Genomic DNA, 12,595 nt, shown 5'->3' on the forward strand with positions numbered 1-12,595 from the left:
GGGAAAATTTAAGCTAATTAATCATGTTCTCCAGCTTTTTCTTGTTGATGATCTTGATATTTCCCCCATTAATTTCAATTAATTTCTCGTTACGGAAATCGCTTAAAGTTCTTATTACCGATTCAGTGGCAGTACCTGCAATACTGGCCAGGTTTTCCCGGCTTATATCAATTGCAAATATTTCATCTTGTTCATTGCTGTATTTTTTCTGTAGCATTAACAATGCTTCCGCCACTTTTTTTCGCAAAGAATTATAAGCAAGGCCGAGCAGATGATTTTCCTTATCCGTAATATTTTTAGCTAATAACTTTATAAACTTTTTCGCTACTTCGGCGTTTTTGTTTATTAACTCTTTAAAATCCTCTTTGGGTATTACGGCCAACTCTGTTTCTTCTAAGGCCTCTGCGGAGTCCTTATAAACGGTGTCTTCTAACAGCGGAATATACCCGAGGAAATCGCCTGTACTATATAATTCAGTCACCAGTTCCTTGCCATCTTCATGAATTTTGAAAGTTTTCACTTTCCCCTTTACAACATAATAAAGCCTGTTTGGATGATTTCCCTGCGAATAAATTAATTGTTTTTTCTTATAGATATTAATGTTGCGGTCTTCAGTAAAATCTTTCAAAGAATTTTTTCCGCCTGATGCTTCCATCAGGTTTTGCAAACCGTCCAGCCCGGGAATTAATTCCTTCTTTAGCAGATCGATTTTTTTTAAACGACTTTCCACCGCGTTTAATAATTCAATTCCTTCAAAAGGCTTGGTGATGTAATCATCGGCACCCAGTTCCATTCCTTTACGAAAATCAGAACGTTCAGTTTTTGCAGTTAAAAAAATAAAGGGAGTATTTTTTATTGTCTCATTTCTGTGTACAGCATGTAGAACGCCGTATCCATCAAGACCCGGCATCATTATATCGCATATAATAAGATCGGGCAAAAACTCAATTGCTTTTTCAACGCCGATTTTTCCATTTTCAGCCACAATCACATCGTAGTTGGAAAGCTCAAGTATTTCTGCTGTGTTTTCGCGAATGTCGTCATTGTCTTCAATAAGCAGAATTTTTTTCATGTTATTATTTTAAATTTATTGTGATGATAAACTCTGTACCTTCTCCCAATTCGCTTTTATAGGTAACAGAACCGTTCATGAGTTCAGCATATTTAGAAACTATATGTAACCCGAGTCCTGTTCCCTGGATGTTACTTACATTGGCGCCGCGGAAAAAACGTTCCATTAAATGCTGCTGATCCACCTTCGAAATTCCTATTCCGTGATCTTTTACAGAAAGACTAAGCTGATGATCTTTACATACAGTTTTCATTTCAATAGAAGTATTTTCCGGCGAAAATTTACTTGCATTTGAAACTAAGTTCATTACTATGTGCTTTAATAATGATGCGTCCGTTACAGCATTAGGATTTCCTTCATGATGATAGGTAATCTCCTGCTTTTTCTTCAAATTATTTTTAATTTCCTCTGCTATGGTGGAAATTAAAGTTTCAATATTAAATTCTATCGGCTTCACTTGTATTTTGCCTTCTTCAATTTTACCAACACTCAAAAAATCATTTAAAATATCTGTGAGCATATTTACTGATGAAATAATTCTTTGCAAATGTTTTTCTCTTTTTAACTGATCATCGGACGTGGCATATTTTTCAATTAAATAAGCTGATGAAAGTATGGTGCTTAGTGGCGTGCGAAATTCGTGAGACGCCATAGACACGAAATTTGATTTGAGCTCATTCAATTCCTTTTCTTTCTCCAAGGCGTTTCTAAGATCTTCCTCTGCTTTTTTTCTCCGCGAAATATCAAAAGCAATTACCATAAAGCCCGTTATTCTCCCCGCATTATCTAATATAGTGGTAAGCGTTACCGATACGGGGAAAGTAGTGCCGTCTTTGCCTATATACCTATATTCCTCTTCTTCATGAATGTGTTGCCGCGATTCTTCTACCAATACTCCAAAGTCATCTTCCAGGTTTACTCCATACTTTCGTATTAACTCTTTTCGTTTTTTTTCTAACTCCTTTTTATCATGAAAGAGTATGATTGAATTTTTATTGATTACTTCAGAATCATTATATCCCAGGTTAAGGGATGCTTCAGGATTCAGCAGCTTAATAATCCCATTTTCATCAGTAGCAATAATCATAGCTCCGGCATTGTCGAGCAAAGCCTTTTGATAAGATAAGGCATCTTGCAGCTTTTCGCTGGATATCTGTAACTGATACAAAGTTTCCCTCAATTCTTTTGTACGTTGCTCCACTGTTGCTTCCAGTTCATCATTTAGTTTCTTAATTTCTTCTTCGGCTTTTTTACGTACAGTTATATCACTAACAAAAGCGATTACGTTATTGTCTCCATTATTTTTATAGCTACCTAAACTTACCTCCACCGGAAATTCAGTTCCATCCTTTTTTACTGCAAAAAGATCCATTCCTAATCCCATTGGCCTGCTCCTGGGGTCATGAATATAACCATCCCTGTGGTGCACATGTTTATGATGGAACCTGCCAGGAATAAGCATTTCAACATGTTTACCAATTATCTCTTCGATTGAATATCCAAAAAGTTGTAAGGCAAAAGGATTTATAGACTGGATCTCCCCCTTGTCGTTAACAACAACAATACCCATTGATGAGTTATTAAATAGCGCATAATTTTGGGGAGAAGATTGCATCTGTAAATTTAATATAAAGAGAAAGATAAAATATCCTGTTATCTAAACGAAAAATAAAGATAAAAACCTATCAATCTTTAAAAAACTATCAATAAATACCCAAATTCAAAACTGCGTTTTAAAATATTTTTCTTTATATCCCAGGTTAAAATATGAGTTGTGTTATTAAAATTTTATTTATGAGAAACATAATTCACCGATTTATTTTTTAGGAGTAGGGAAAGTATTAAATTATTTATTGGACTATGATTCTATGTGGGCAGGCAGATAAAATATACTCTCGGTTAAAAAAGCTTAGTTGGTTTCTTTTTCTTCTCTTTCTACCGCAATGGTGCACTCTCCTATTATAGCTGCTAATGCGCCAATGGCCGCAAGAACAGGGGCAAACAATGCTCCGACCACGCCGACGGTTAACGGAAAGCTCATTAATTCCTTCCCGGACTTTTCTGTTATAGTTATTCTTCGCACATTTCCTTCTTCTATAAGTTCCTTTATTTTTTGAAGTAAATGTTCTCCGTTAATCGTAAAAAATTCTTTTGTTCCCATTGTAAAATATTTTTCTGCTTTTAAATTTACAAATCAAATAATTAAGATACCATCTCCGCTTTAAGTTGTTTTCTTTTCAAAAACTTTTCACTTAGTCACAGAACATTCACAAAATTGCTTTATACTAAAAACTAAAAAGATGACGCATATCATGGCTTTTTATGAGGATGGTCAGCTAAACCTCAATTTCTAAGAGTGTAGCTAGTTAATTTATTTCTTATATCGCATCAGAATTGATTTTTCCATTTTTGCTCCTGCCGGATGCCATTGTTCACATATTAGTTTATAAATAAAGAGGCCCCGGTAGAAACCGGGGCCGTACCAAAACTAACTAATTATAAAAACTAAGTGTACAATTAGAAATACCTCAATTTTTACAATGCCGGCAAAATAGTAATAAAATCTCTAATACTTGCAATTTTTTTTTAATATGGATAAATTTTTACAAAAAAAAGTCACGTCTTCAAGTAAATGATATTCCTGGAGCGGAAAATAGCCTTGAAAAAATCTGCAGATGAGGTCGTATTTCACTTTGTAATTTAATTACAATACCGTTTTTAATTGCGTTCTTATCCGAACTGAATTTATCCTTAATCGCGATCAATACTTGTCGGTCATCAGTACTTAGTAAGTTCAGCCATTCATCATTCAAAAGCGCCAACGAGGTGATTTGATCCTGGAAATTTCCCAACTCTTCAAGAAGCCCGTCAAAATATTCCATTTCAGCTTTCGTAATTGCGGAGCCACAAAATTTCAATTCGTTCTTCGCATCTTCGAACACGTGAATAGTATAAAAAACATCTTTCAGTCTTTTTCTTATCACATGCATATTCGCATCAGTAAAGTTGCCGCTTATAATAATTGCTACTATTGCGGCACAGTTATCTTCTATAAACTTGACTCCACAGATCGAATTGATTTTTTTACCATCTAAAACTTTGGCTTTCTTAATGGATTTATTAATTGCTTTTTTTAAAGAAATACTTGCAAACTCACCTTTTAATTTATTTATATTTCTTTCAAGGAGCTGGTGGTAAGCACCTGTAGGATTTATTTCTTTTGTTTTTATTGCCAACATTCGTTGATGTTGTAGCTGGAGGTCGCGAATTTCGCCAGCAACGTGGTAAGCATTTTTTAATTTTTTGGAAATCTTTATTTTTTTACCGCAGTCATTTTCTACTGAAATCATCCTCAAAAAGGCTCTCAACTTTTTGTATTCAACCCTCAGGCGGTGAATAGATTCAGGTTCAAAATGCTTATTTACTTTTCTAATAAATTTATTTAGCTGCCGGTAATGATTATTGATGATATTTCTTATTTCACTTTCCGTCATTGAAGTTGTATAATTAAATTCAAGAAGCTGTACACATAGAATTATAAAGCCGAAACGCGTCATCCCTTTTGCACAATTCTGTTCCGGGATTCATTGTTGCCGCGGTACCACAGGCAACCCCAAATTTAGCAGCTTCCAGCAGGCTTTTGCCCGTTGAAAGAAAAAAAACAATTCCAGCAACCATGCTGTCGCCCGCCCCAACCGTGCTTTTTCTGGTAACTTTTGGTGCAGTAATTATATCCACTGTATCTTTTGTTATAATTGTCGCGCCTTCCATTCCCATTGATATAACAATTGCTTCGCATTGTCCTTTTTCGATTATTTTTTTAGCAACTATTGCAATTTCTCCCGGAAGCAATTTGTCTTTCCCCGCTAAGTAGGCCAATTCACCAATATTTGGTTTTAGAAGAAATAGCCCTTTTTGTACCGCTTCCTTTAAAGCTTCGCCCGAAGTATCAACAATTAATTTTGCATTTTTATTCTTTGCAATTTCGGCGAGCATCGCATAAATATTAACAGGAACACCGGGTGGGAGGCTTCCGCTGGCAATTATAAATTCGATATTATTTATCTCTTCCACTGCCTGTAAACAGGCTTTCCATTCATGCTCAGCCAGTTCACTACCGGGCATACCTAAACGATATTGAGCATTTATTGATTGATCAAGCACTATGATATTTTCACGTGTTTCATTTTTTATTTCAATTATTTTACAATTAATATTTTCCAGTTCCATTAAATGATTAAAAAACTTTCCGGTGTAGCCTCCTGATGGGAATATAGCGATAGCATCTTCTCCAAGTTTTCTCAAAGCCCGGGCAACGTTGATACCACCACCTCCAGGCTCAAGTTTTGGCGCACTACATTGTAATTTTTTTTCAGGGATTAATGATGGCACAGAGGTGCTTTTATCAATGCATGGACTGAAGGTTATCGTTATAATTTTTGACATAAGGCATCATTAATTATTGCCCGGTAAATGTTTCCTGGCAAGCCGCAGGCTAATCAATGTACTGCTCATTCAACATAAACGAACTAATGTTTCCCTGCGTAAGTTGTAATGTTTTTAGGCAACTGTAAATTTTTATCTTGAGTTCTTGTTTTTCTTTTTGCCATTGATGCTCTATTTTTTGCAGGAACTTTTTCTCGTCCACTGTAAATGAATCGTCATAATATGTTTTCAAAAGCACCAGGTCAATACACTTGTCCCTGAAAATCTCAAGCTGTTCTATACACGACAAGATATTTTTTTCTTGGCCGAGCGCCTCAGGAACAGAGATGGAAAAATAATGTATAGCAGGTAAATTATAGGCTACGTCCTGTAGGAATTTCCTGATACTATGCAGCACTTCATCGTCATCCTGGTGTTTTACCAAAACATTCAATTCGTAAAAAGTATATTGCAGTAGCTTTTTGATTGAGCTCTTTGTTATTTTATCGGGCAACTCCGATAACATTATTTCTTCATCATTGTAAAAATTGTTATCCGAATTCATAAAACTTTTTGCGTTTACCTTCCAGTACTGTATTTCTCTATCTATTTTTGTTAGATATGATTCCGGAATGCTCACGGTTACTTCATCACAAAAACTACGGATATTTTTAAGGTGAAGCTGAAGGTTACGAATAATTCCTGCATAACCGTAAAAAGTCTTTAGCTTTTTAGTTATCCTGAATTCATAGCCGTTTGTAAATTGCATATTTACCAGGTGAAGAAAAGATCGTAGCTTTTTTATTTCTACCCTGAATTCTAAAATATCATCCACGTCGAAATCAATGATTATTCTATGGAATAATTTATCAATTATTTTGAAATGTTGTTTAATCACCGGTTGTATCTCATCATTTTTCATTGTACATAATTTATAATATTGCCTCTGCTCCAAACTTTTATAAAAAATTAAATCCAAAACTTTTAAATTATTCAGTAAACAGGTACGGCCACGCAACTCAGTTATTTAATAGAATAATTTACACCGGTTAAAACAAATTTTACAGATCCAAAAAATTGCCGCCCGTCACTCGATACCATGTTGAATAATTAACTCATATAATTTTACAAGCACATAAACAACCAAATTTCTTAAATAAGGAAAAAAAATGATAGACAACAGCGCCGTAATAAACCAGCTTTCAGATTTATGCAAATTGGTTTTAGCAATATGGTGTTGTGACGTTATCATTAAATTTTATATCCACAACAAAATTATTTTTCAATCATGTAGCCCGCAATGATTGCAATCAAGAAAAAGTATGATTGTGATTTTTATTGACTGTGAAAGCGGCAGATCAGAAAATAGAAGGTTTTTGAACCGGGAAATAAATGTTAATATTTATCTATGTGCAATAAAAACAGGAGTTTTATGATCTTTAATTGTTTTAATAATAAAACTTCTGTTGAATAATTGAGAGATATCAGACCTGCTAAATGAACCACTTACCAGTAAAGGATTTGATTGTTCGGCCAGCCATTCATTAAAATGGTCTTTATCTTTGCCGGGAATTTTATTTATAGTAAGATCTTCAAAATGGCTTACTGCAAATTCTTCAATTAATTGTTCGTCGGGAATAGTTTGTTTCTCATCGCCAGCATACACCAACATTGTTTTAAGCGAACATAACTCAGGGAATAAATTTGCAAATTGCTTAATAGCATACACCGAAGATTCAGACCCATCATACGCCAGAATTATATGAACTGGGAAATTAAACTTTTCCGGAACAATCATCACGGGACATTCAGTAGCATGTAATGCATGCAGCAAATATTCAAGTGGGCCATTCGTGATATTTGAATAAAATATTTCACTCCCGATTATCATAAGATCCGCAAAACGTGTTTCTTTTGTTAATTGCGGAAGTGCTGAGTCATATAAATCTTCATGCACTTTATATTTTATATTATTCTTATCGCATAATCGTTTAAACTCGCCGATATTGTTTGCTGAAATCTCTTCATCAACGCCTTCTTTCACGGGTATATACAATGGAGCCGTAAATGCACTGGGGAAAAAAAATAACGGAGTATAAGTTACTGCTGGTAAAAAAATACCTGTTAATAAAACCGGGTTCTTTTCATTGATATTACAGGCAAATGAAAATGCACCGTTTGAAAAATTTCCTCCATCAAAAGGAATAATTATTTTTCTCATCGTCATTAATTTTAAACATGAAATATACCGGTAACAATTAAAGACACTTTTTCAGTTTAATGCTTCTTTTAAATTTCAACAGCTTTCTTGTTATGAATAGTATTATTTTTTTCTAAAAGTTTTTCTGGCAAAATTAATAACGGCACATAGCTATGAAAGATCATATCTTTTGTTTCGCTTTTTTTAAAAATCCGTTCGAACCATTCGTGCCTGTGCGGCATCATTATCAACATTTCAGCTTTATTTTTTTCTATAAAAGAGTTAAGTGCATTTGTAATATCAATATCAACCGGATATTCAAAAGTTGTATCAGTTGCCTCAAAAGCCTTTCTTAATGTTTGCGGAGTATTTAATACTTCAAACCATTCTTTATTCTTGTTTTTCAATACCGTCACCACATATAATTTCGATTTGAAAAACCTGAATATATCCGTTAATTCATCTATTGCATGCAAGTCGCCTCCTACTCCTAAATCACTTGCAAAGACTATAGTTTCGGGGTTCCTGTAGCCTGCATTTTCCGGTATTAATATTAAAGGTACATTAGTCTTCCTGGTAAGTGAAACAGCAGTACTTCCAAATATATTTTTAAAACTTTTGCCCGAACCTTTCATACCAGCGATAATAAAATCAATCTTTTTTTCATTGGCAATATTAATAATTGCATCTTCGGGCTCCCCTTCATCGCATATAATTTCAATTAAGGAGCGTTTTGTATCCAGGAAATCTGCTTCATCCATTAATTTCTTATCCGTCTGCATCATTATATCGTACCGGGATATGCCCACATTAAATGAAGGAACCGCATGTGCAACTTTATAGGCATTAAATAAAATAATTTTAGCATCCAATGCTTTTGCAAATTGTACCCCCCATAACGCCGCCACCCTGGATCCGTTTGAAAAATCTGTAGCAATTAATATAGTTTTCATGAAATTCTGTTTAGGCAAAAGTATTCCCGCCATTTATTTTTTTAGATGACTTCCATTAGAAATATCATTGATTCATATCATCAGTTTGTGTTTTAAAAAGCTGATAACGATCATCCGCAGGGTTGTTAAATATCATACGTTACCTTTTTAAAAGAGAATAATTTTACCTGCATCGGAATAGATATGAATAAAAATACCCCTTTACCAAAGGGCGTTTTCATTCATATAACCTTTAGAAAACAATGCCCAATTTTTAAATTTTATCAGAATGAAAAAAATCTTGCTGGCAATAAATGCAATTGACCCGGATAAAAATTCCCTTGAATTTGCATGTTACCTGGGAAGGTTAACCAATTCAGGTATCACTGGTATTTTTCTTGAAAATTATGGCGATGAAGAAATTCTTAAAGTTAAACCTGTATTTAAATATACCTATTCAGAAGAGCAGGAAAATGAGTATACACAAGATCAGCTAAGCAGGGCAGAATTGATAGAAAAAAATATATTATCCTATAAAGAAGCATCAGTTAACCGGGGAGTAAATTTTAGCTTTCATCGCGACAGAGGCGTACCGGTACAGGAGTTGATTTCAGAAAGCAGGTATGCGGATATACTGGTGGTAGATCCCGCAACATCATTTAATAAAACTTTTGAGGGAACTCCTACTGACTTTATAAAAAATGTTTTGAAAAATACAGAATGCCCGGCAATTGTTGCTCCTGAAGGCTTTGAAGCTATAGACGAAATCATTTTTACTTATGACGGCTCTGCCAGTTCAGTATTTGCAATTAAACAGTTCACGTACATTTTTCCCCAATTACATGATAAAAAAGCAAATGTTGTTCACATTAACGATACCGGCGAATGGAACGACGCCAACAGGTTTAAACTTAAAGAACATCTTAAAAATTACTATTATGATTTGAATTTCGAAGTGCTTAAAGGAAATATTTATAACAACCTGATTGAATACGTTTTTAAGAAAAAAAATACCTTCCTGGTAATGGGCGCTTACGGAAGAAATAGTTTATCCAGGTTTTTTAAACCAAGCAAAGCCGATTTAATTATTAAAACCATACCACAACCAATATTTATCGCACATTTTTAAACCTGGTCTATTCGATAAAGATCAATGCCGGATAAACCAGGGTCTGCTTTTACTAATTTTTCTCATAATACTTTGAAGAGATAACAATAAAACCAATAATATAATAACAGATACAACCATACAAACTTCCTGTTACCATTGCAGCGAACCTTGCGATGACACCATTAAAGCCGATGATAAAGCATTTTGTTGTAATGGCTGTAAACAGGTATACTTGCTTCTTAATGAAAATAATCTTTGCAATTATTATAAACTCGAAAAAAACCCCGGTATAAAAGCTAAGGGAAAATTTACTTCCGAAAGGTTTGGTTATCTCGAGGATGCAGCGATAATAAATAAACTGGTGGAGTTTAACAGCACCCAGCAAACCAATGTTGTTTTTCAGTTACCGCAAATGCATTGTTCTTCCTGCATCTTTCTACTGGAAAACCTGCATAAAATTAATGAAGGTATTGTAACATCGAAATCAAATTTCCAGAAGAAGGAAGTATTTATTGTTTTTAATCCACAGCTTATCACGTTAAGAAAAGTCGTGGAGCTGCTGGCTTTTATTGGCTATGAGCCAAATATAACACTTAACGATACACGAAATAAAAAGCCGGTTACTTTTAACTGGAAGCAGATTTATAAAATCGGGGTTGCAGGCTTTTGCTTTGCGAATATTATGATGCTTAGTTTCCCGGAATATTTCTCGGGAGGAAACATTGGGCAAGCCGGGCTCAAAGAAACATTCACCTGGATGAATCTTGCATTATCGTTGCCGGTATTGTTTTTCAGCGCCTCAGGCATTTTCATCTCTGCATGGAAAGGCCTGCGACAAAACTATTTAAACATCGAGGCACCCATAGCTTTGGCTATTGTAGTTACGTTTGGAAGAAGCTATTATGAAATTACAACCGGGCATGGCGCGGGCTACCTCGATTCAGGAACAGGAATCGTGTTCTTCATGTTAATAGGCCGTTGGTTTCAAAATAAAACTTATGAGTCATTTTCATTCGACAGGAATTACAAGTCGTATTTCCCTTTAGGCGTCACCGTTATAAAAGATGGAATAGAAAAAAATATTCCTGTTACGCAATTAAAAAAAGCCGACCGTATTATTCTTCGCAACGAAGAAATGATTCCTGCAGATTCAATATTAATAAAAGGAAATGCCAGCATTGATTACAGTTTTGTAAGTGGTGAAACAACTCCTGTTGAGAAAAAAACAGGCGATCTGATTTATGCAGGTGGTAAACAAACAGGAAGCTCTATTGAGCTGGAAATCATTAAGGAGGCATCTCAAAGTTATATTACAGAACTTTGGAACAACGACATCTTCAATAGCAAAAAGAACGAGGAAAAATCGTTCATTCATCCATGGAGCCGCTACTTTACGCTGGCATTATTTACCATTGCTTTTTTCACAATATTATTTTGGTGGAAGTATGACAGCTCGAAAATATTGCCTTCACTTACGGCAGTTTTAATTGTCGCCTGTCCGTGCTCACTTTTACTTTCAGCAACTTTTACCTATGGCAACATGCTTCGCATTTTTGGCAAGAACAAGTTATATTTAAAAAATGCAAGCGTAATAGAAGCATTGGCAAAAGTTAATACGATTGTTATTGATAAAACAGGAACCATTACCCAAAATAAACCTTCCCAGGTGACTTATGAAGGTACGCCATTAACTGCTAAAGAATTATTGGCAGTTAAAAACATTACCCGGCATTCATCGCATACTTTGAGTAAAATTATCGCCTCTTCACTTCAATCAGAGCCAGGATCATTACACGTTGAAGAGTTTAAGGAATATGCCGGCAAAGGATTGGAAGCAAAAGTAAATAACATGTATGTAAGAATGGGATCTGCCGGTTTTATAAATCAATTTGATCATGGACTTATTTCATACGATACAGGTACACACGTGCATGTGATGATGAATGATGTACACATGGGCAAGTTTACCGTGAGCAACCAATACCGCGATGGGATCCAGGAATTGGCAGATAATTTAAAAAAAGAAAAATATGGTCTTTATATTTTGTCTGGCGACAATGATTCTGAAAAGGAAAAACTAAAAAAAATATTTAATAAGAACACGCAGCTTCGGTTTAACCAATCGCCTCAGCAAAAATTAGATTTTATAAAATCACTCCAAGGATTTTCTATTTCATCTCCGGGGCTCAGAGGCAAAAATGTGCTAATGCTCGGTGACGGCCTTAATGATGCAGGGGCGCTAATGCAAAGTAACGTAGGCATTGCCGTTAGTGATAACTCGTCACAATTTTCCCCGGCGTGTGATGCTATTTTGGATGGCACTAATGTAAAATTGCTTGATAAATTTATTGCCTTCGCAAGGTCCGGAAAAACTATTGTTACTATAAGTTTTATTCTTTCCATTTTATACAATATTGTTGGCTTGTCATACGCGGTACGCGGAATGTTATCTCCAATGATCGCAGCTATTTTAATGCCGGCCAGCAGCATAAGTATCGTACTCCTGGTAACTGTGCTCTCTTCAATAAGCGCACGAACAAAGAATTTGTAAATAAACTGATTGAAATCATTTTTTAATTTGATAGTCATCATAAAGTGAGACTGCAACGGCGGGTATTTTTGAGACTTAAAATTTACATTCATTGAGTGCATTAATTATTTTAATAGGTGCAAGCATCCTGGTAGCCACCGGTTTTTTAATCGCTTTTTTGTGGAGCGCTAAATCAGGTCAATATGACGACGATTACACGCCATCCATTCGCATGCTTTTTGAAGATGCGCCCAAATCTATTGAGGTTATCGAAGAGAAAATCCCAAATAAAAAATAGAAATTAATTATCACTTAAAATAAGCTC

Annotated in this window: 11 protein-coding genes; 3 read left to right on the plus strand and 8 right to left on the minus strand. The window is 35.0% G+C overall.

Annotation, left to right across the window (positions count from 1 at the left end; genetic code table 11):
* Positions 1-13: 13 nt before the first annotated feature.
* The 8 genes from FW778_RS03405 to FW778_RS03440 form a co-directional block, all read right to left on the minus strand.
* Positions 14-1,072: a response regulator gene (locus FW778_RS03405; protein WP_150413189.1), complete on the minus strand. Its 1,059-nt coding sequence runs from the start codon at positions 1,070-1,072 to the stop codon at positions 14-16.
* A gap of 4 nt (positions 1,073-1,076) precedes the next feature.
* Positions 1,077-2,687, minus strand: a complete 1,611-nt coding sequence (locus FW778_RS03410) for a sensor histidine kinase (RefSeq protein WP_150413190.1) — start codon at positions 2,685-2,687, stop codon at positions 1,077-1,079.
* Between the two features lie 294 nt (positions 2,688-2,981).
* Complete coding sequence (locus FW778_RS03415) at positions 2,982-3,233, minus strand: DUF4342 domain-containing protein (protein ID WP_150413191.1); 252 nt, start codon at positions 3,231-3,233, stop codon at positions 2,982-2,984.
* A 463-nt stretch (positions 3,234-3,696) separates the two neighbouring features.
* Positions 3,697-4,566, minus strand: coding sequence for a CHAD domain-containing protein (locus FW778_RS03420; protein WP_202552057.1), 870 nt, complete (start codon positions 4,564-4,566; stop codon positions 3,697-3,699).
* Between the two features lie 19 nt (positions 4,567-4,585).
* Positions 4,586-5,518 carry a 1-phosphofructokinase family hexose kinase gene (locus tag FW778_RS03425; RefSeq protein WP_150413193.1) on the minus strand — a complete coding sequence of 311 codons (933 nt, stop codon included), beginning with the start codon at positions 5,516-5,518 and terminating at the stop codon, positions 4,586-4,588.
* A gap of 49 nt (positions 5,519-5,567) precedes the next feature.
* Positions 5,568-6,419: a CHAD domain-containing protein gene (locus FW778_RS03430; protein WP_150413194.1), complete on the minus strand. Its 852-nt coding sequence runs from the start codon at positions 6,417-6,419 to the stop codon at positions 5,568-5,570.
* Positions 6,420-6,899: 480 nt separating this feature from the next.
* Positions 6,900-7,718, minus strand: coding sequence for an adenine nucleotide alpha hydrolase family protein (locus FW778_RS03435; protein ID WP_150413195.1), 819 nt, complete (start codon positions 7,716-7,718; stop codon positions 6,900-6,902).
* A 68-nt stretch (positions 7,719-7,786) separates the two neighbouring features.
* The gene (locus tag FW778_RS03440; protein ID WP_202552058.1) at positions 7,787-8,650 is read right to left on the minus strand and encodes a universal stress protein; all 864 of its coding nucleotides are present in this window, start codon (positions 8,648-8,650) and stop codon (positions 7,787-7,789) included.
* Between the two features lie 268 nt (positions 8,651-8,918).
* Here FW778_RS03440 and FW778_RS03445 point away from each other — a divergent pair, with 268 nt between their 5' ends.
* The 3 genes from FW778_RS03445 to ccoS all read left to right on the plus strand — a co-directional run bounded on the left by FW778_RS03445 (position 8,919) and on the right by ccoS (position 12,568).
* Positions 8,919-9,758: a universal stress protein gene (locus FW778_RS03445; RefSeq protein ID WP_150413197.1), complete on the plus strand. Its 840-nt coding sequence runs from the start codon at positions 8,919-8,921 to the stop codon at positions 9,756-9,758.
* 118 nt (positions 9,759-9,876) lie between these two features.
* Positions 9,877-12,291: a heavy metal translocating P-type ATPase gene (locus tag FW778_RS03450; RefSeq protein ID WP_235906171.1), complete on the plus strand. Its 2,415-nt coding sequence runs from the start codon at positions 9,877-9,879 to the stop codon at positions 12,289-12,291.
* 91 nt (positions 12,292-12,382) lie between these two features.
* Positions 12,383-12,568, plus strand: a complete 186-nt coding sequence (ccoS, locus tag FW778_RS03455; protein ID WP_150413199.1) for a cbb3-type cytochrome oxidase assembly protein CcoS — start codon at positions 12,383-12,385, stop codon at positions 12,566-12,568.
* Positions 12,569-12,595: the final 27 nt, after the last annotated feature.

Origin of the sequence: Ginsengibacter hankyongi, from assembly GCF_008710285.1 — a bacterium.
In the GTDB taxonomy this organism is placed as follows: Bacteria; Bacteroidota; Bacteroidia; order Chitinophagales; family Chitinophagaceae; genus Ginsengibacter; species Ginsengibacter hankyongi.